The 18,747-nt window shown below is 60.1% G+C and carries 17 protein-coding genes; 5 read left to right on the forward strand and 12 right to left on the reverse strand.

Annotated elements, in window-relative coordinates; all coding sequences use genetic code 11:
• A partial coding sequence (locus tag AAAB16_RS24975; protein ID WP_340665782.1) for a DUF6685 family protein occupies positions 1-687 on the reverse strand: 687 nt, incomplete at its 3' end.
• Positions 688-867: 180 nt separating this feature from the next.
• On the opposite strand from AAAB16_RS24975, the gene AAAB16_RS24980 reads away from it, so the two are divergent.
• The gene (locus tag AAAB16_RS24980; RefSeq protein ID WP_340665783.1) at positions 868-1,095 is read left to right on the forward strand and encodes a DUF2835 domain-containing protein; all 228 of its coding nucleotides are present in this window, start codon (positions 868-870) and stop codon (positions 1,093-1,095) included.
• A 68-nt stretch (positions 1,096-1,163) separates the two neighbouring features.
• Positions 1,164-2,189 (forward strand): quinone-dependent dihydroorotate dehydrogenase, encoded by a 1,026-nt coding sequence (locus AAAB16_RS24985; protein ID WP_340665784.1) that lies wholly within the window; start codon positions 1,164-1,166, stop codon positions 2,187-2,189.
• A 111-nt stretch (positions 2,190-2,300) separates the two neighbouring features.
• Here AAAB16_RS24985 and AAAB16_RS24990 read toward each other — a convergent pair whose 3' ends face one another.
• Complete coding sequence (locus AAAB16_RS24990) at positions 2,301-2,516, reverse strand: ribosome modulation factor (protein WP_110617570.1); 216 nt, start codon at positions 2,514-2,516, stop codon at positions 2,301-2,303.
• A gap of 594 nt (positions 2,517-3,110) precedes the next feature.
• On the opposite strand from AAAB16_RS24990, the gene rlmKL reads away from it, so the two are divergent.
• Complete coding sequence (gene rlmKL / locus AAAB16_RS24995; protein WP_340665785.1) at positions 3,111-5,330, forward strand: bifunctional 23S rRNA (guanine(2069)-N(7))-methyltransferase RlmK/23S rRNA (guanine(2445)-N(2))-methyltransferase RlmL; 2,220 nt, start codon at positions 3,111-3,113, stop codon at positions 5,328-5,330.
• Between the two features lie 155 nt (positions 5,331-5,485).
• Here rlmKL and dacB read toward each other — a convergent pair whose 3' ends face one another.
• Positions 5,486-6,919: a D-alanyl-D-alanine carboxypeptidase/D-alanyl-D-alanine-endopeptidase gene (gene dacB / locus AAAB16_RS25000; protein WP_340665786.1), complete on the reverse strand. Its 1,434-nt coding sequence runs from the start codon at positions 6,917-6,919 to the stop codon at positions 5,486-5,488.
• A 282-nt stretch (positions 6,920-7,201) separates the two neighbouring features.
• Between dacB and AAAB16_RS25005 the strand changes: the two genes are divergently transcribed.
• Positions 7,202-7,549, forward strand: a complete 348-nt coding sequence (locus AAAB16_RS25005) for a YggL family protein (protein WP_110617567.1) — start codon at positions 7,202-7,204, stop codon at positions 7,547-7,549.
• 183 nt (positions 7,550-7,732) lie between these two features.
• Here AAAB16_RS25005 and AAAB16_RS25010 read toward each other — a convergent pair whose 3' ends face one another.
• From AAAB16_RS25010 to AAAB16_RS25040, 7 genes are all read right to left on the reverse strand, one after another.
• A complete protein-coding gene (locus AAAB16_RS25010) occupies positions 7,733-10,690 on the reverse strand; it encodes an HD domain-containing phosphohydrolase (RefSeq protein ID WP_340665787.1) in 2,958 nt (985 codons plus the stop codon).
• Positions 10,691-10,856: 166 nt separating this feature from the next.
• Positions 10,857-11,954: an FUSC family protein gene (locus AAAB16_RS25015; protein WP_340665788.1), complete on the reverse strand. Its 1,098-nt coding sequence runs from the start codon at positions 11,952-11,954 to the stop codon at positions 10,857-10,859.
• Positions 11,955-11,974: 20 nt separating this feature from the next.
• On the reverse strand, positions 11,975-13,306 hold the full coding sequence (locus AAAB16_RS25020; protein WP_340665789.1) for a deoxyguanosinetriphosphate triphosphohydrolase: 1,332 nt from the start codon (positions 13,304-13,306) through the stop codon (positions 11,975-11,977).
• 216 nt (positions 13,307-13,522) lie between these two features.
• The gene (locus tag AAAB16_RS25025) at positions 13,523-14,686 is read right to left on the reverse strand and encodes an EAL domain-containing protein (protein ID WP_340665790.1); all 1,164 of its coding nucleotides are present in this window, start codon (positions 14,684-14,686) and stop codon (positions 13,523-13,525) included.
• Between the two features lie 123 nt (positions 14,687-14,809).
• Positions 14,810-15,121 (reverse strand): hypothetical protein, encoded by a 312-nt coding sequence (locus AAAB16_RS25030; protein WP_340665791.1) that lies wholly within the window; start codon positions 15,119-15,121, stop codon positions 14,810-14,812.
• Complete coding sequence (locus tag AAAB16_RS25035; protein WP_110617561.1) at positions 15,118-15,516, reverse strand: phage holin family protein; 399 nt, start codon at positions 15,514-15,516, stop codon at positions 15,118-15,120. The genes AAAB16_RS25030 and AAAB16_RS25035 overlap by 4 nt, the downstream gene beginning before the upstream one ends.
• A gap of 2 nt (positions 15,517-15,518) precedes the next feature.
• Positions 15,519-15,833, reverse strand: a complete 315-nt coding sequence (locus AAAB16_RS25040) for a YqjD family protein (protein WP_110617560.1) — start codon at positions 15,831-15,833, stop codon at positions 15,519-15,521.
• A 375-nt stretch (positions 15,834-16,208) separates the two neighbouring features.
• On the opposite strand from AAAB16_RS25040, the gene AAAB16_RS25045 reads away from it, so the two are divergent.
• Positions 16,209-17,417 (forward strand): ammonium transporter, encoded by a 1,209-nt coding sequence (locus AAAB16_RS25045; RefSeq protein ID WP_340665792.1) that lies wholly within the window; start codon positions 16,209-16,211, stop codon positions 17,415-17,417.
• A 239-nt stretch (positions 17,418-17,656) separates the two neighbouring features.
• Here the strand turns inward: AAAB16_RS25045 and AAAB16_RS25050 are convergent, their stop codons facing one another.
• Both AAAB16_RS25050 and AAAB16_RS25055 read right to left on the reverse strand, forming a co-directional pair.
• The gene (locus AAAB16_RS25050; protein ID WP_110617558.1) at positions 17,657-18,271 is read right to left on the reverse strand and encodes a hypothetical protein; all 615 of its coding nucleotides are present in this window, start codon (positions 18,269-18,271) and stop codon (positions 17,657-17,659) included.
• 7 nt (positions 18,272-18,278) lie between these two features.
• Positions 18,279-18,747, reverse strand: a 469-nt coding sequence (locus AAAB16_RS25055; RefSeq protein ID WP_340665793.1) for a methyl-accepting chemotaxis protein, incomplete at its 5' end; no start/stop codon positions are given.

The raw sequence follows: 18,747 nt of genomic DNA on the forward strand, positions 1-18,747 counted from the left end.
GCTCCAGGCCTGAACTGGCATGGCTAACATGTGATAGTTGGCTTGCAGCGCTTCCAGACCCGGCACATTCAGGCGGTAGCGGGTAAGCTCGGCCGGCAGGCTGACTTCCAGGCCGCGCAGGCGCGCATAGGCGATGGCGCTGGCAAACGCCTCATGATGATGTTCCCCCGCCCAGTAAACCCGGTTGCCGACCCAATCGGCCTGGCGCAGCACAATACGTTCCCCGCCCAGAAAACGCGGCAGCGCAGTGCTGATCACTTTGACGAAATCTTTGTAGCTGATGATGCGCACGCCGCGACAGGCTTCGCTGCTGGCGTATTCCTCAAAGCTGGCAAATGGCTTGGCGTTCAGGTCGCTACCACACAGGCCATTGATCAGGCGTAGGTCGAAGGCGCTCAGTTGCTGGGTGTCGTGCTCCACCACTTTGATCAACATGGAATGCGCTTGCGCTTTGTCTTCCTGCACGGGGCCGGAGAGGGCGTTGCGCGGTAGGTCGACCAAACGTTGCAGCGGCGCGCCGTTCTGCCACCAGATCTGCTCGGCGGGTTGCGGCAAAACCTGAAATGGCAAGTGCAGGCTGCTGGCCCGTTGCAGGATTTGCCGCGGCCCACGGCTAGTCAGCCCTAAGCGCTGGGCCAGCGCAGAGATGCGTTCGGTAAGGGAGGCGGGGTGCTCGCTGGAACTCATGGCCAAATGCTACATCCTGGGTCATCACAGCCAGTGTGGCAGACGATCGGTAAATGCGCCGAAGCAACCTGTGCCGCAGCCATTGTCGAATCTGCATCGGTGCCCGGCCGGCAGCCATATAGCGGCGCCTTGTCAGCCGTCTGTGGCAGTATTGCGCGAATCATTTGCGAGGTAGCCTCCATGCCAAGCCTGGAGTTGGATATTGCCCTATCTTCCGAACGTTTGCGCGCGGTCTATCAAGGGCAAGCCAACCGAGTTCTGTTGCGAAGCCGTGATGGCCGTAAAGTCAGCCTGCCGGCCCATCACTTGCGACCTTTTCTGACCCACGAGGGCGTTTACGGTTCCTTTGAGCTGGAGTTTAACAGCGCTGGCGAACTTCTGGCCCTGCGCCGTCTGGTATCGCGCTAAGCGCCTCGCCGCGAAGGGGCCGGCGCGGCTATAATCGCCGACCTCATTTTCTCGAGCAAAGCCTGCCCATGTATACCCTGGCCCGCGAGCTGCTTTTCAAACTCTCCGCAGAAACCTCCCACGAGCTGTCGATCGACCTGATCGGCGCCGGTGGCCGCTTGGGCTTGAATGGCGCGCTGTGCAAGCAGCCGGCACGTTTGCCCGTGCGGGTGATGGGCTTGGACTTCCCGAACCCGGTGGGGCTGGCCGCTGGCCTGGACAAAAATGGCGATGCCATCGACGGCTTTGCGCAATTGGGGTTTGGTTTTGTCGAAATAGGCACCGTCACCCCACGGCCGCAGCCCGGCAATCCCAAGCCACGCCTGTTCCGCCTGCCGGATGCTGAGGCAATCATCAACCGCATGGGCTTTAACAACCACGGTGTCGACCACCTGCTGGCGCGCGTACAGGCGGCCAAGTACAAGGGCGTGCTCGGTATCAATATCGGTAAAAACTTCGACACCCCGGTAGAGCGTGCGGTAGATGACTACTTGCTGTGCCTGGACAAGGTCTACGCCCACGCCAGCTATGTAACCGTCAACGTCAGCTCGCCGAATACCCCGGGCCTGCGCAGCCTGCAGTTCGGCGATTCACTCAAGCAATTGCTCGAAGCCCTGCGTCAGCGCCAGGAAGATCTCGCTCAACAACACGGCAAACGCGTGCCGCTGGCGATCAAAATTGCGCCGGATATGAGCGATGAAGAAATCGTCGAAGTCGCCGCCGCGCTGGTCGAGGCGGGCATGGATGCAGTGATCGCCACCAACACCACCCTGAGCCGTGTCGGCGTTGAAGGCCTGTTGCATGGTGACGAGGCGGGCGGTTTGTCCGGTGCGCCGGTGCGCGAGAAGAGCACCCACACCGTGCGTGCCTTGGCTGCTGAGTTGGGCGGGCGTTTGCCGATTATTGCCGCCGGTGGCATCACTGAAGGCAAACATGCGGCTGAGAAAATCGCCGCGGGTGCCAGCCTGGTGCAAATTTACTCCGGCTTTATCTACAAAGGCCCCTCGTTGATCCGTGAGGCGGTGGACGCCATTGGTGCCATGCCCAAGCGCTGATCATAAAAATGCAGGCAATAAAAAGGGCCTCTTAAAAGAGGCCCCTGGGCTCTCGCCCGCCGTCCGGATGGGACGTGCATGGTGAAGCGGTAGAGTCGGAGTTGTCCCTGTTTAACCGACTGCGTTCAGTTCGTTAAGCCTATGGATACCGGCGGTGCCGGTCATTCCGTCCCAGTTGTCGCCGCGACCCTCTCGCCAGCCGTTGATCCAGGCTTGGCGTACGGACGGAAGGGTAAATGGACACAATTCACGAGATTTGCCATGGACGCCAAATTGATAGCCGCGCAAAAAAGCTCTTTCTAAAGGATCACGCTTAAGTCTTCTCATAGGGTGTTGCCCTCACTTGTTGACTGTTATGTCCTATTTGCCTCGGGACGAGGCCTGGTAGAAATCCTCTACCAGTGGAGCCCGCTGCCGGCGTTACGGGTCTCCTCCCAGCGTCGTTGCGACGTAGGGCTGAGGTGAGTTCTAACCAATGCCACCTGTGCTGGGAATGATCGTTTTGTCATAAGCACGTAACGTTTCTAGTGGTCAGGCCATAAGCGTTGCTGCGCTTTTAGTCCTACGCCAGTAGGGCCGGGGGTGTGACTTGCGGTGACGGCGATTGGCCAGTGCGATCTTTTCGCACTTGTAAGGTTTGGCCATTCCGACGAAGGGTTGCAAAGCCGCTGTCGGTGGCATTTTTAACGGATACAGCCCAGGTTTGACCTGGCTATATACCGGCTAGGCCTGGCAACAGGCGCGTCACGGGGCTTGCAGCTAGGCTGCTCTGGGATGCCGCCTGCAGCCACCTGGCAATCGAGCTGTTAGCAGCTCCCATAGCGCTCCATTTCGGAGTGCGGGACCGTCGGGTAGAACCGCGGTTTTTAACCGGGCGTGCAGACGAACTGCGCGCCACCACGCTTAGGCACTGGAACACTTATGTCGGATCGTTTTGAACTCTTTCTTACCTGCCCCAAGGGCTTGGAAGGCTTGCTCGCTGAGGAAGCCACCGCGCTGGGGTTGGAAGATACCCGCGAGCACACCTCGGCGATCCGCGGTTTTGCCCAGATGGAAACGGCCTACCGCCTGTGCCTCTGGTCGCGCCTGGCCAACCGTGTGCTGCTGGTGCTTAAGCGCTTCCCCATGGCGAATGCCGATGACCTCTACGATGGCGTGCTAGCCGTCGACTGGGCCGAGCACCTCGACGCCGCTGGCAGCCTGGCGGTGGAGTTCAGCGGTAACGGTTCGGGTATTGATAACACCCACTTCGGCGCCCTGAAGGTTAAAGACGCCATCGTCGACAAGCTGCGCACCGCCACTGGCGAGCGGCCTTCCATCGACAAGCTCAACCCGGACCTGCGTATTCACCTGCGTCTGGACCGTGGCGAAGCGATTCTGTCCCTCGACCTTTCCGGCCACAGCCTGCACCAGCGCGGTTACCGCCTGCAGCAGGGTGCGGCGCCGCTAAAAGAAAACCTCGCCGCTGCCGTGCTGATTCGCGCCGGCTGGCCGCGCATTGCTGCGGCGGGCGGTGCGCTGGCTGACCCGATGTGCGGGGTGGGGACCTTTCTGGTGGAAGCGGCCATGATCGCCGCCGATATCGCGCCCAATCTCAACCGTGAACGCTGGGGTTTCAGCGCCTGGCTCGGCCACGTACCGGCGCTGTGGAAGAAACTGCACGCCGAAGCGCAGGAACGTGCCGACGCCGGTTTGGCCAAACAGCCGTCGTGGATTCGCGGTTACGAAGCTGACCCGCGCCTTATCCAGCCGGCGCGCAACAATATCGAACGCGCCGGCCTGTCGAACTGGATCAAGGTGTATCAGGGCGAAGTCGCCACCTTTGAGCCGCGCCCGGACCACAACCAAACCGGCCTGGTGGTGTGCAACCCGCCCTACGGCGAGCGTTTGGGCGATGAAGCCAGCTTGCTTTATCTCTACCAAAACCTCGGCGAGCGCCTGCGCCAAGCCTGCATGAACTGGGAGGCGGCGGTATTTACCGGCGCGCCGGACCTGGGCAAGCGCATGGGCATTCGCAGCCACAAGCAGTACGCCTTCTGGAACGGTGCGTTGCCGTGCAAATTGCTGCTGATCAAGGTGCAGCCGGAGCAGTTTGTCACCGGCGAGCGCCGTACCCCCGAGCAGCGCGAACGTGAGCGTGAGCAGGTGGCCTTGGGCAATGAGCCAGAAGCACCGGCTGTAGCGCAGGTTGAGCAGGCACGTCTGAGTGAAGGCGGGCAGATGTTTGCCAACCGCCTGCAGAAAAATCTGAAAGCCTTGGGCAAATGGGCGCGGCGTGAAGGCGTGGATTGCTACCGCGTGTATGACGCCGATATGCCTGAATATGCCTTGGCTATCGACCTGTACCACGACTGGGTGCACGTGCAGGAATACGCACCACCGCGCACTATCGACGCCGACAAAGCCCAGGCTCGCCTGTTTGATGCCTTGGCGGCGATTCCGCAGGCGCTGGGCGTGGACAAGTCCAAGGTGATCATCAAACGCCGTGAGCGCCAGAGCGGCACTAAGCAGTACGAGCGCCAAGCCACTCAAGGTAAGTTCACTGAGGTGAACGAAGGCGGGGTGAAGTTGCTGGTCAACCTGACCGACTACCTCGACACCGGGCTGTTCCTCGACCACCGTTCGCTGCGTCTGCGCATTCAGCGCGAAGCGTCCGGCAAGCGCTTCCTCAATCTGTACTGCTACACCGCCACGGCCACCGTGCATGCGGCCAAGGGCGGGGCGCGCACCACCACCAGTGTTGACCTGTCGAAAACCTACCTGGACTGGGCGCGGCGCAACCTGTCGCTCAACGGCTTCTCGGACAAGAACCGGTTGGAGCAGGGCGACGTAATGAATTGGCTGGCAGCCGATCGGGAAGAATACGACCTGGTATTTATCGACCCGCCCACCTTCTCCAACTCCAAGCGTATGGAAGGCGTGTTCGACGTGCAGCGCGACCACGTGCAACTGCTCGACCTGGCCATGGCGCGCTTAGCGGCGGGTGGCGTGCTGTATTTCTCCAACAACTTCCGCAAATTCCAGCTCGATGAAGGGCTGGCGGCGCGTTATCAAGTGGAAGAAATCACCGCCAGCACCTTGGACCCGGACTTTGCCCGCAATGCCAAGATTCACCGGGCTTGGAAGTTAATGGCCAAGTAAAGGGCTTTCAAAAGAGCACCGTCATTCCCGCGCAGGCGGGAATCCAGAATGCTGGAGCCAAACGCGGAAGTAGCGATGCAGCGCCTTCAGCGCACCTGGGCCGCCGCCTGCGCGGGGGCCCAGGTGGTGTTTGAGTTCCTGCGGCGGGCCTGCTGTCAGTCAGTCTTGCGGTAAAGGTCCAACAACACCTGATCCAGAATCGACGAAGCGCCCCACGGCCGTGGGTCGTTGAGGATGGCCACTACCGCCCAGGTATCGCCTTTGGCGTCGCGGCTAAAACCGGCGATGGCCCGTACGGTGTTGAGGGTGCCGGTTTTGATATGGGCCTCGCCGTTAAGCGGTGAGTTTTTCAGGCGTTTGCGCATGGTGCCGTCTTTGCCCACGATCGGCAGCGAGCTGATAAATTCGGCGGCATAAGGGCCTTTCCAGGCGGTCTGCAGAATCGCCGCCATTTCCCGCGCGCTGACCCGTTCGGCCCGCGACAAGCCCGAGCCGTTTTCCATAACCAAGTGCGAGGCGGTAATGCCTTTTTTCGCCAGCCATTGGCGAATCACCCGTTGCGCGGCCTTGGCGTCGTCACCGTCGGCACTGTTGCGAAACTCGGCGCCCAAGCTCAGGAACAGCTGACGGGCCATGGTGTTGTTACTGTATTTATTGATGTCGCGGATGATTTCCGCCAAGTCCGGAGAATAGGCGCGCGCCAGCAGGGTGCCGCTTTTCGGCACTTCACCGATGCGGTCTTTGCCCATGATGCTGCCGCCCAATTCCTGCCAGATCGCCCGCACGGCACCTGCGGCGTAGCCAGCGTGGTCGAGTAAGGACAGATACGACTGGGTGTTGCAGCCTTCGTTTAACTGGCCGGTGACCACCAACGTGGTGCCGTCAAACTCGGTCACCGGGTTAAAGCGCACGTCACCGACGCACTTGCCTTTGCCCAGGTATTTCACCTTGTTGTCGATGCGCACGTTGGTCAACGGCGGTTCCATCATCACGCTGACTTTGCCGCCTTCGGCGCGGGTGATCATACGTACGGCTTTAAGGTTGACCAGCAGCGAATCGGGGGTCACCAGAAACGGCTTGTTGTCGTCTTTGCCGTCGTCGTCAAACACCGGCAGTTGTGGCTGGACAAAGTGCGTGCGGTCGAGCACCAGGTCGCCGGTGATTTTCTGTACGCCGTTGGCGCGCAGGTCGCGCATCAGCAGCCAGAGTTTTTCCATGTTCAGTTTTGGATCGCCGCCACCTTTAAGGTAGAGGTTGCCGTTGATCACGCCGTCTTTTAACGGCCCGTCGCTGTAAAACTCGGTTTTCCATTGATAGGTAGGGCCGAGCAATTCCAGGGCGGCGTAGGTGGTGATCAGCTTCATGGTCGAGGCTGGGTTCACCGACACATCGGCATTGATGATGGTCGGCGTACCGGCGCCGGTCATGGGCAAGGTGACCACGGAGATGGAGTCGTTGCCGATCTTGCCGGCTTTCATGGCTTTTTGAACGGAGGCGGGCAGGGTGGTGTTCAGTGGGGCGGAAAACGCCGGTAAGGCGGCGGGTAACAAAAGGCTGACGATGACGAGGTGGCGAAACGATTTGATCATTGGCAAAAACCCTTCAGGCAAGGGCCAAAAAATAGAGATGGCGTAAAGAAGAAAGCGCCCGGGCCCACAGGTTCCCAAATGCGCGGAGAAAGTGCCGGCATTATGCCCGAAGCGCTCTACAGGTGGGCGGCTTTGCGCGTTAACAACGTAGGGTGTGCTGTGCGCACCAAGGCGTTACCCGGATAAATCGTCTGACACCCTACGGCCTTCGAGCAGAGAGTCGGGCAAGTGGCGGCCTAAGCTGGTAAAGTGCCGCGCGTTATCACTCTTGAGGATTGTTCCATGGCTACTAACCGTTCCCGCCGTCTGCGCAAAAAACTCTGCGTGGATGAATTCCAGGAGCTCGGTTTCGAGCTGAATCTGAACCTCAAGGCGGATCTGAGCGAAGCGCAAATCGACGCTTTCCTTGACGAGTTTCTGCGTGTGGCCATGAAAGACAACGGCCTGGGCTATGTAGGCGGCGAAGACTACGGTCTGGTTTGCCTGGCCAAACGTGGTTCGGTCAGCGAAGAGCAGCGTGCTGCTGTTGAAGCCTGGCTTAAAGCCCGCAGTGAAGTCACCGACTACACCGCCAGCCCCCTGATCGACGTCTGGTACCCAGAAACCGCGATCAACGCTGAACACGCCTAAGCCCTTCGGGACTTGCGCAAAACAAAGGAGCCTTCGGGCTCCTTTGTCGTATTTGTTGTTTGGGATAGGCCGTGTTCGGCTTGGCAATCTGGATCCCGAATCGTCGGACCGCCGCCTTCGCGGGGATGACGGTGTACGGGAAAAAACGCCGTCGCCCCCGCGCAGGTGGGGGCCCAGAATCTGTCAGGCAATCTTCGCCAACAACCCTTCCACATCCACCTCATCAATCTGCTCAGGCTGCAAAAAGCGTTGGGCGTATTCCAGGTGCAGGCCGCTGCGTACGAAGAGGGCAAACAGTTCTTTGTCGATATGCGCGCCGTTGCACATGCCGACCATAATGCCCAGCGCTTGCGACAGGGTTTTGCCTTTTTTGTAGGGGCGGTCCACGGCGGTCAGGGCTTCAAAAATATCGGCAATCGCCATCATCCGTGCCGGCAGGCTCATCTGTTCGCGTTGCAGGCGTTTGGGGTAGCCGCTGCCGTCCATTTTCTCGTGGTGCCCGCCGGCGATTTCGGCAACGTTGGCCAGGTGCGCGGGGAAGGGCAGGTGGTTGAGCATCAGGATGGTTTGCACAATGTGGTTGTTGATGATGTAGCGCTCTTCTGCGGTCAACGTGCCACGGCTGATACCGAGGTTGTATAGCTCGCCACGGTTGAATTTGTACGGCGGTTCGTTGAGCTTGAAGCCCCAGGGGTTGTCCAGCGGCATATGGTCGTTGGCACCGCGTTCGAACAGGTGTTCGGGCTTGTCCGCCAGCAGCGGTTCGCTGACCGGCAGCGCGGGCGCCGGCGTACGGCCTTGGCGCTGGTTTTCTTCCCAAGACACACCAAGGCGGTCGTCCAGCGTTCGCGTCCAAGTGCGCATCGCTATTTGCCCAAGGCGCGCAAGGTCGGCTTCGGCCATGGCTTCGCCGCCGAGGTTGCTGCGGGCGACAAAGGCAAACTCGTCATCCAGGGTGGCCAGCAGTTCGTCCCGTAGCGAGGCCAGCGCTTGGGCGTCGCCACCACCGGCTACGCCTTGCCAGTAGCTGATCCAGGCATCGCGCTTGAGCACTTCAAAGCGGGTACGCACTTCATGGATGCGGTCGTACAGGGTTTCCAGTTTGGTCGCTTTGTCGACCACGTATTCGGGGGTGGTGACCTTGCCGCAGTCGTGCAGCCAGGCGGCGATATGCAGTTCTTCCCATTGATCTTCGCTGGGCTGGTACGCGGCAAATTCGGGCGCGTCGCTGTCGGCAGCGGCGCGGGCGAGCATCAGGGTCAATTCCGGCACGCGTTGGCAGTGGCCGCCGGTGTAGGGGCTCTTGGCGTCGATAGCGCCGGCAATCAATTGGATAAAGGCATTGAGCAGCTTTTTCTGGCTCTCCAGCAGGCGCTGACTTTCGATGCACAGCGCGGCCACGCCAGACACCGCTTCAACAAAGGCAATGCGCTCTGGGCGCAGCATCGCTTCGTCATCGATATTGCCGGTGTCGCGTTGCAGCAACACCAACACGCCGAGGGTTTGCCCTTGGCGGTTGTGCAGGCCTGTGGCGACCAAGTGAATGCGCGGGCTGTCGAGGGCCAGCAAGATTTCGCTCAAGGCGCCGGCCTGGTCAAAGCCCAGGCTGTGGGTGGCACTGGCGCCGCCGTGGGCCGGGCCATCGAGCCAGCGTGGTAGATCGTCAGCGCTGTTCGGGTAGCTGGGCAGCGTGTAGTCGCTGAGTTCACGGGTCTGCTTGTCGAGAATCAGCCCCTTGGGTTCCAGGCTGCCGGTGTCGGCATCAACCAGGTAAATCAGCCCACCCTGGGCGCCGCTGATATCTACGGTTTCCTCCAGCACCCGGGCCAGCAGGGTGTCGAAACGGTTTTCGGCAGAAAGGCTGGCGGCAATGTTAAGAAAGCTGGAGATGGTTTCCTTCATGCGTCCCATCGAGGTGGCCAACTGGTCGATTTCCAGAATCGGCGAGTGGCCGCTGGCGGGGTGGCTGAAGTCGAAACGGCGGATGGCTTCGGCTTCCTGCACCAGGCTGCGCAGCGGTCGAATGATGATGCGCGAACTCAGCCAGCCCAGCGGCAGACACAGCAGCAGAATAGCCAGGGTTACCAGCGCACCTTGCCAGCGGATGCGATAGGCGTCGGCCAGCAGCTCATCTTCGGGCACCACTAAGGCAAGGTTCAGGCCCTGCGGCCCGCCTTCGGCCAAGTGGCTGCGCGACACCACCCAGTTGCGCTGCGCCAGTTGCAGATTGCCCAAGTGGCTACCATCAAAGTCCTGCTCAAGTACGGCCGCCAGCACCGGATGCAGATCACGCACCTTGGCCAATTGGGCCTTTTCGGTTTGCACAATCAGGCGGCTGCTGTCGGGGTAGGCAATGGCATTGCCGTCGCCGTCGTACAGCACCACTTCGGTAGACGGCGTGATTTTATGTTTGGCAATGGTGGCGCTGAGGTCCGCCAGGGTCAGGTCGGCGCCGATCACCGCGTGCTCGCCACTGGCCCGCGCCAATGTGGTACCGACATTGCCGGTGGAGAAAAACAAATAGGGCGCTGTGGTGATCTGTCCACCCTGGGTACGAGCGCTGGAAAACCAGCTGCGGTTGCGCGGGTCGTAACGCTCTTTGAGATTTTGTCGGCGGCTGAGCAACTGCATATCGGCGCTGTAGTAGGCCGACTCCGACTGCACCGATTCGGTGATGGCTGACTCGCCCATACGGTCGATGGTCCACACCTGAAAGGCGGCGTCTTTCGGCGCGTCAAAACGATCTTTCAGCGCCTGGGTGGTGAGCGGCCGCACCATAAAAAAATCGCCGTCGTCGTAACCCAGGTACAGCGAGGCGAGTTTCGGGTTGTCCCGCAGCGCCTGCACAAAAGAGGGCAGCAGGGCCATGCGCTGATAGTGGTCGCCGGCCTGGTTGCTTTCCTGCAAGGCCAACAGGCTGAGCAGGTGGCGAATGGGTTGATAGGTATTTAGCAGGTCGTGCTGCACATCTTCCTGGATGCGGCTGAACAGTTCGTTGCTGCTGGAGTAAATGATTTGTGTGGTTTGCCGGTAGTTAAACAGGCCCAGGACGATGCCAGTGACCAGCAGCAAAAAAGTGAACAGCACGCTGATATGCACGTGCAACGAATAGCGACGTTCGACGCGGCGGGACTTGGGCATTTGCGCATCACTCCTTGAACAGCGCAGAGGGATCAAGCATGTGCAAGCTGGGATCAGCCAGGCAGGCGAAGGCCGGCACGGGCATTGCTGCGCTCAACCCGTGGCCGGACAAGAGCAAAGCATAGTGAACAGTCAGGTTTTCTGCCGCCTAAAAACCGTGCACACGTCACTCTTGGGTCGGGGTTTTTACCGGGCTTTCAACCGTCAGCGCTTTCCCTGTCTGACGATTGTTCAGGTACTGATTTAAATAGTGCCGTACGCCATGCATCACCAACGCCACCGACAGCGCAATGGCCACGCCGCTCAAGGTGTTCAGCACCCGCACTTGGCCCAAGTGCCAGTCTTGCGACAGGCTTTCGGTGAGCAGCAGAAAACACAGGGTGGTCTGCAGCACAAACAGGCCGTAGTGGTGGGCTTGAAAGGCGCGGCTCATGGCAATGAGCGGCAGCATTACAGCCACCATCACCGGCGGGCTTTGCAGGCTATGGCCGAAGTAAATCAATAGCGAAGCGGCGCAGAAACTCGCCAGGCTGGCTTGCAGGGCGCGCACCAAACTGCCCTGGAATTCCAGCTGCAAGGTGGCGACCACGGTGATGGTTAGCCAGTAGCCACGCGGTAGCTCCGCCAGCTCGACGGTCAAACCCGCCAGGGCAAAAGCCAGCGTGCAACTGAAGGCATGCAGCAACCATTGCCGTCGCGGTTGGCGTTTGGCATGCCGGCGTAACACTTTAAGTAAGCCGAGCAGGCGTGGCATACGTGGCCACATACGCAAGCCGTGCATACCGCGCAGGGCAAAGGCCAGTAGCGTCACCCACAGACCGCCGAGAATAAACAGCATGCCCACCGCATAAGGGTTGGTCAGGTTGCCGACGCCCTGTTGCCCTTGGCCTAGGCACAGGCATATCGCCAAGCCAATGCCGAGCTTGCCGGCTTCAGCGCCAAAACGTTGCAGCCAGGCCAGCAGAAAGCCGAAAACGGCGAACAGCCCAAGGCTGATCAACGGGTGGTCGGCGCCCCAAAAGCCCAGGCCGGCGCTCCATGCACCGAGGCCAATCAGCAGCAACATGCGCAGCATGCCAAAGCGGTGCAGCGGGTTGGCTTTGGCGGCCTGAAATGCGCCTACCGAGGCCCAGAGAAAGCCTGGGTGGCCGCTGAACAAACCCAGGATCAGCGGCAAGGCGCAACCGAGCATGGCCACCATGGCCGGGCCCCAGGCTGGTGGGCCGGACTGCCAGCTGAATACTTGGCGGAGCAAATTGGGCATAGCGTTCTCTATCTAATCAGTCACACCGGGCTGGAGCGCCCAGTCATTTCAGCGGCCATTTCGGTGGCGTAGCTGTCGGTCATGCCGGCGATAAAATCGATCATGCGCAAAAACGAGCGGTGCAGGGTCCAGTCCGACTGTGGCGTGTTATAGCCGAGCAGGTCGAGAATGCGCTGGTTCTTGAACGACAGGCTTTCGCCGTTGTGCAGTTCGAGGGCGGCACCGCAGAAATTGTTCAGCAAGATTTCCAACGTGGTGTAGGCGCCGATCTCGTGCAGGGTTTTGCGTTTGTCCTGGAAGATTTTCTCCCGCGCCATATTTTTTGCGCCCAGCACGCAGCGCTTGGCCTCACCGTGCATATGCTCAACCAAGTCGCCCTGCAGCGTGCCAGCCAGCAGCGCGTCTTGTTGCTCAACAAAGGCTTGGGCGGCGGCGTTGGTTAGGTGCTCAATGGCCTTGCCGCGCAGAATCGCCAGCTTGCGCCGTTGCGAATCGCGCGGGCCAAGCAGGCGGTAGGTTTCCGGCAGGTCATCGCCCACCAGGCCGAGCAATACCGCTTCCACTTCCTGATAGTTGAGCAGGTCCATTTCCAGACCGTCTTCCAGGTCGATCAGGCCATAGCAAATATCGTCAGCGGCTTCCATCAGGTACACCAGCGGGTGGCGCGCCCAACGTTCGTCTTCCAGTTGCGGCAGGCCGAGTTTGCCGGCGATTTGCTCAAGCAAGGCTAGCTCGCTGCGGTAGCAACCGAACTTGTGTTTTTTGTAGCCCAGGGCGTGGGCGTGTTTGGAGGTCCAGGGGTACTTCAGGTAGGTGCCGAGGGTGGCGTAGGTCAGGCGTGTGCCGCCGTCGAACTGGTGGTATTCCAGTTGGGTAAGCACGCGAAAGCCCTGGGCATTGCCTTCAAAGTGCAGGAAGTCCTGGCGCTCGACATCGCTCATACCATCCAGCCAACCACGCCCGGCGGCTTGCTGAAACCAATGGCGAATGGCGTCTTCACCGGAGTGGCCGTAGGGCGGGTTGCCGATGTCGTGGGCCAGGCAGGCGGACTGCACAACCATGCCCAAGTCGCTGGGTTCGCACCAATCCGGCAGAGCATCGCGGAGCATTTCGCCGACGCGCATGCCTAACGAACGGCCGACGCAACTGACTTCCAGCGAGTGGGTCAGGCGGGTGTGGATATGGTCGTTGCTGGAGACCGGATGCACCTGAGTTTTGCGCCCCAGGCGGCGGAACGCACCGGAGAAGATGATGCGGTCATGGTCTTTATGAAACGGGCTGCGGCCCAGTTCGTCGGCGCTATGGCTCGGTTTGCCGAGACGTTCGCGGTTGAGCAGTGTGTGCCAGTCCAAGGCTAGTCCTCGCCGTTCAGTGGCTAATGGCGCCTAGCTTCCCGGTTCCGCTGCTGGGCTGCAAGGGTTAAAGGGGCTGGTTGAGACGTAGGACCGATGGGCAAAGTTCAGCCCCTCGCAGCTAAACGCGACTTGTAGGGTGTGCTGCGCGCGCCAGACGGTTCCGCAGTTACCCACGGTGCGCACAGCACGCCCTAAAAAATCATCGTGCTCGGGCTACAAACCAGCCACATCAATATCGAGCAACAGCAAGCGCTGGCCATTGTCGATAAATTGCCCCGCCGTCAGGCAGTACTGGTTACTGGTGGCGTCGCGGTAGGTGGAGCTGAGGATTAGCCGGCGTTCGTCCCAGCCCTCGGCCAGCAGTTGGTAGAAGTACGGCCGCCACGACCAGTTGTGGCCCAGGTAACGGCCGTCTTCGCGCCAGCCACTGCCGGTCCATTCCAGATTCGGGGTGAGCTGGGTGCCGTTGCGGTCGCATTGGTATACGCGCAGTAACCAGGGGTAGGCGGTGGGTGCTGGCAGGCTTTCGAGTGGTACGCCGGTTTCGGCCCAGGCTTTAAGGCTGTTCATCAAGCCGCTGAGGTTTTGGCGCAAGTCCATCAGCCGTGCGCGTTCGGCCAGTTTGTTGTGCACGTAACGGTTACGCAGCTGGGCGAAGCGATCGACAAACGCATCGGCGGGGAAAAATTCGCGCTCAGGTTTGGCGAATAAAAAACCCTGCACATAACGCGAGCCGCATTCCAGGGCGAAGTCCAATTCGGCTTCGGTTTCCACGCCTTCGGCGATGATCCAGCAGCCGGTTTTTTCCGCCATTTGCGCCAGGGCTTTGACCACTTCGCTGCTGGGGCCGCCGCGGGCAGCTTCCTGAAACAGGCGCATGTCCAGTTTGAGAATGTCTGGCTGCAGCGCCAGTACGCGGTCGAGCTGCGAATAGCCGGCACCAAAGTCGTCGATGGCGATTCGCGCACCGGCCTGGCGATAGCGCGCCACCACTTCTGGCAAGCGCAGGCTGCCGCCGCCCAGTTCAGTAATTTCAAAGACGATGCGCTCGGGCGACACGCCGTATTTTTCCAGCTGTTTAAGGCTGGGCAGCGGTTGGTTGGGGCGCAGGCGCCCAATCCAGCGCGGGGAAATATTGATGCTTAAAAACCAGTCGGCCGGCGCGGCGTGAAAGCGCTGCAAGGCATCGGCGCGAATTTCCCGGTCCAGGCGGCGCAGGGCGGTCATGGGGAATTTGGGGTCAGCGAACAGCGGCCCCACGGATGCGAGGCGGCCGTCAGCCTGTTGCAGGCGGCCCAGTGCTTCGATACCGGCGATACGGCCGGTGGCTGTATCTATAAACGGCTGGAAGCAGGCAAGCGGTTGCCCGTCGATCACAGTCACATCCTTAGTCGCGGTTTACGGTTCAGCCCGCGCTAGATCGGGCGATGAACAGCGCAGAATTGCTGTTCATGCCGTTCCGTTTGCAAGAAGGTGGCCAGTTGTAAGACAGGCGTTACATCAGAGTTGTTTGCGGTTCTTGAGTGCGACGGCTACCACCGGGTAAAGGCTCATACCGATTTTTAGCCAGCGGCTGAGCTTTTTACTTTTGCCACCAAAAAAACCCAACAGACTGACCCCGGCCATGCCCCACAGTGGGGCGTGGTTGGAGCTCAAGCTGCTTTGCCAACTGCTGGCAGTGCCGCGCATTTTGCGCAGCGGTTGCAACAGTTCATGGGTTTCGTGGCTGAGCTCGTGGCGATGCATTTCCATGCGCAAACGAACCAGTTGTTTGCGCAATTCCTGGCGCGTGGGTTTGCTTGGTTGGCTCATGGCATCAGACGCTCGCGGTCACGGGCCAACTCTTCAAGGGTGGCACTGAAAGGGGAATGCTCGTCGGTGATCTGGTTGCGCAGCACCACTGCGCAGGCTAACGCCGCCAGGGCATAGAACACGCACAGACCGATGATGCCGGGAATGCGGTAACTGTCCCACACCAGGATCAGCACCAAGGCCGAAAGCCCCAGAAGAAGAAGCAGGGCAAACACCAACGCCAGACCGGCAAACAGCAGCAGGTTTAACGTGCGGCTTTTCTGTTCCTGCAACTCGATGCCGAACAGTTCGACATGGCTATGCAGCAAGCCCAAAAAGGCCGCGCTCAAGCGTTTGGGCGAGGGGCCGCGGCCTTGCAGAGGGGGTGGGGGTAGGGCGTCCATTCCGTCTCTCATAGTTAGCGGCGAGAGGCCAACAGGCCCAGCAGAAAGCCAACCCCAGCGGCGATGCCAACCGACTGCCACGGGTTTTGCTGCACATAGGCTTCGGTATTGGCGAGGGCTTCTTCAGCGCGCTCGCGCACACTTTGCTCGGTGAGTTGCAGGGTGTCGCGGGCACGTTTGAGGCTGTCGTGAATGCTCAAGCGCAGTTCGTCAGCTTCGGCGCCAGCCAGGCTGGCGGTGTGGTCGAGCAGTTTTTCGGTGTCGGCGATAAGGGCTTGGAACTCGGCGACAAGCTCTTCCTGAGCGCGTTCGTTGGCCTTGCTAACCATAGTGAATCTCCGTAAGTGAGGGGCTTTGGGTTTCGAGTCGTGGGCTAAACGGATGGTTCCATCTTCTGCCAGCCTGCTGATGGCGCCCTGGGTTCGGCATGGGCTGGTATAGCGCTTGCATTGCGCTGGTGCGTAACAGGCTGACATTGCGCCGTAATCGCGCATTTTTAGCTGCTAACAAGGTGGCAACAGTGTTGCTCAACCAGATGAAAAATAAAGAAAAGAACTGATCGCTCAAATTTCCTGCCCGTTTCCCTGGTACTAAATCGGTTCGCTTGCCTGAGCAGAACTGGTGCGTTATGGCGTCATCATGGTGCGTGCAAGTGGGGCTTTGAGCTGCTTTGGTGCTTTTTCGCTGCCGGAGTCGCTTTGTCGATGGAAAACCTCAACAGTGCCGTGCAAACCCTGATTCATGGTTCCAACACGGTGTTTATTTTGCTCGGTGCCGTGATGGTGCTGGCCATGCATGCCGGCTTTGCGTTTCTGGAAGTTGGCACAGTCCGGCAAAAGAACCAAGTCAACGCGTTGTCGAAGATCATCTCCGACTTTGCCATGTCCGCCCTGGCGTACTTTTTTGTCGGCTACTGGGTCGCCTATGGCGTGACCTTTATGGTGCCTACCGGCGAGCTGACCGTCGAACACGGTTACGCCTTGGTCAAATTCTTCTTTCTGCTGACCTTTGCTGCGGCCATTCCGGCGATCATCTCCGGTGGCATTGCCGAGCGCGCCAAGTTTGGCCCGCAGTTGTGCGCCACCTTGCTGATTGTGGCGTTTATTTATCCGTTCTTTGAAGGCCTGATCTGGAACGGTAACTTCGGCCTGCAAGCCTGGCTGGCTGAACGTTTTGGTGCGAGCTTTCATGACTTCGCCGGCTCCGTGGTGGTGCATGCCATGGGTGGGTGGTTGGCCCTCGGTGCGGTGCTGCTGTTGGGCAGCCGCAACGGCCGTTATCGCGACGGCAAGCTGATGGCCTTTGCCCCGTCGAATATTCCATTTCTGGCCTTGGGTTCGTGGATTCTGATCGTAGGCTGGTTTGGCTTTAACGTCATGAGCGCGCAGACCATGGCTGGCGTCAGCGGCCTGGTGGCAGTCAACTCGCTGATGGCCATGGTGGGCGGCACGGTAGCGGCGCTGTTTGTGGGGCGCAACGACCCAGGCTTTTTGCACAACGGCCCATTGGCCGGCTTGGTGGCCATTTGCGCCGGCTCCGACCTGATGCACCCGGTGGGTGCGTTGATTACCGGCTTGGTGGCCGGGGCGCTGTTTGTCTGGGCCTTTACCGCCACGCAAGTGAAATGGCGTATCGACGACGTGCTGGGCGTATGGCCCCTGCATGGCTTGTGCGGCGTATGGGGCGGCATTGCCTGCGGGATTTTCGGCCAACAGATGCTTGGCGGTTTGGGTGGTGTAAGCCTGATCAGCCAGTTGATTGGCACCGGCTTGGGCGTGGTGGTGGCGTTGCTCGGCGGGCTATTGGTGTATGGCGTACTGAAAGCGCTGACCGGCATTCGCTTGAGCCAGGAAGAGGAGTACTACGGCGCCGATTTGTCGATTCACAAGATTGGTGCGGTTAGCCAGGATTAAAGCCGTCGGCAAAATCGTCCGGCTTGCGATTCTGGGTCCCCGCCTGCGCGGGGACGACAGGGGTTCGCAGACCCTGCGCCGTCATTCCCGCGCAGGCGGGAATCCAGAACGCAGGAGTTAAGCTCGGACGTAGCGGTGCAGTGATTTCGGTGCACCTGGGTCCCCGCCTGCGCGGGGACGACGGGGGTTCGCAGACCCTTCGCCGTCATTCCCGCGCAGGCAGGGGCGACGGGTAGGCCTTAACACACCAGACTATCGGCCTGGCGATAGAGCATCAGCATTTTGCGGGTGATGGTTTGGTGGATGTCGTCGCGTTCGAATACGGAGAGGTGGGTGAGTTTGTTCACTTGCAGGCGGTGCAGGTGGATGTAGGGCATCTGCTGGTCGAACTCGCGCAGGTCGCCTTTCATCATGATCGGCAAAAACACGTCGCCGAGTTTTTTCTGGCTGTTGATGATCTGGGCCAGCGCCGGTTTAAAGGCCATGGTTTTCGGAATGCTGCCGTCGTCTTTCATTTCGGTGCTGAGCAACAAACCCGGTTTGCCCACCAATACGCCCGGCAATACACATAACCCGGTTTTGCGCACGGCGGCGGCGTCGATGCCGTGCAGGGTGTCGTGGAAGGCGTAGGCGTTGGGTAACACCACCATTTTGCGTCCCAGGTCGCTGGGGAAGTGCAGGGTGTAGTTGGTGTAGAGCTGGCGCACCGACTCGGAATACACGCAGAAGCGGTTCTCGAACAAGCGGATAAAACGCTCGGCCAGCTCTCGCCGGGCCATGCTTGCCAAGTCCCAGATCAGGTCTTGGTTTTCCGGTTGTTGGAGGTTGATCTCCTGGTGTTCCATGCTCGTCATGCATTCCTCATACGCGAAATTGGCGCAACAGCCGATTCAGCTCATCGGCCAGTTGGTTCAGGTGTTGGCTGGCACTGCTCGATTGCTCGGCGGCCACTGCATTGTTATGGGCCAGACTGGCGGCGTCGGTCACGTTCTGATTGATGTCTTCAACCACATGCGCCTGCTGCAAGGTGGCGCTGGCGATGGAAGCATTAAGACCGGTCAGGTTGCGTAGCGACTGGCTAATCAGGGTCAAACTTTCCCCGGCCTGGCGCGCCTGTTCGACGGTCAGTTGCGAGGCTTTGCTGCTGTCGTTGATGACGTTGACCGCCGCTTCCGAGTTGCTTTGCAGGCGTTCGATCATGCTGTGAATTTCGGCCGTCGACTTCTGTGTGCGTTGGGCCAGTAAGCGTACTTCGTCTGCCACCACGGCAAAGCCGCGGCCCTGTTCACCAGCCCGCGCGGCTTCGATGGCAGCGTTCAGGGCGAGCAGG

The sequence above is a fragment of the Pseudomonas sp. genome (assembly GCF_037994325.1).
Classification (GTDB): Bacteria; Pseudomonadota; Gammaproteobacteria; order Pseudomonadales; family Pseudomonadaceae; genus Aquipseudomonas.

Bases quoted from the DNA above. Each gene is read 5' to 3' on its own strand.
- AAAB16_RS24980 (WP_340665783.1), top strand. From the start codon at position 868: ATGCCAAGCCTGGAGTTGGATATTGCCCTATCTTCCGAACGTTTGCGC.
- AAAB16_RS24985 (WP_340665784.1), top strand. From the start codon at position 1,164: ATGTATACCCTGGCCCGCGAGCTGCTTTTCAAACTCTCCGCAGAAACC.
- AAAB16_RS24990 (WP_110617570.1), bottom strand. From the start codon at position 2,516: ATGAGAAGACTTAAGCGTGATCCTTTAGAAAGAGCTTTTTTGCGCGGC.
- rlmKL (WP_340665785.1), top strand. From the start codon at position 3,111: ATGTCGGATCGTTTTGAACTCTTTCTTACCTGCCCCAAGGGCTTGGAA.
- dacB (WP_340665786.1), bottom strand. From the start codon at position 6,919: ATGATCAAATCGTTTCGCCACCTCGTCATCGTCAGCCTTTTGTTACCC.
- AAAB16_RS25005 (WP_110617567.1), top strand. From the start codon at position 7,202: ATGGCTACTAACCGTTCCCGCCGTCTGCGCAAAAAACTCTGCGTGGAT.
- AAAB16_RS25010 (WP_340665787.1), bottom strand. From the start codon at position 10,690: ATGCCCAAGTCCCGCCGCGTCGAACGTCGCTATTCGTTGCACGTGCAT.
- AAAB16_RS25015 (WP_340665788.1), bottom strand. From the start codon at position 11,954: ATGCCCAATTTGCTCCGCCAAGTATTCAGCTGGCAGTCCGGCCCACCA.
- AAAB16_RS25030 (WP_340665791.1), bottom strand. From the start codon at position 15,121: ATGAGCCAACCAAGCAAACCCACGCGCCAGGAATTGCGCAAACAACTG.
- AAAB16_RS25035 (WP_110617561.1), bottom strand. From the start codon at position 15,516: ATGAGAGACGGAATGGACGCCCTACCCCCACCCCCTCTGCAAGGCCGC.
- AAAB16_RS25040 (WP_110617560.1), bottom strand. From the start codon at position 15,833: ATGGTTAGCAAGGCCAACGAACGCGCTCAGGAAGAGCTTGTCGCCGAG.
- AAAB16_RS25045 (WP_340665792.1), top strand. From the start codon at position 16,209: ATGGAAAACCTCAACAGTGCCGTGCAAACCCTGATTCATGGTTCCAAC.
- AAAB16_RS25050 (WP_110617558.1), bottom strand. From the start codon at position 18,271: ATGACGAGCATGGAACACCAGGAGATCAACCTCCAACAACCGGAAAAC.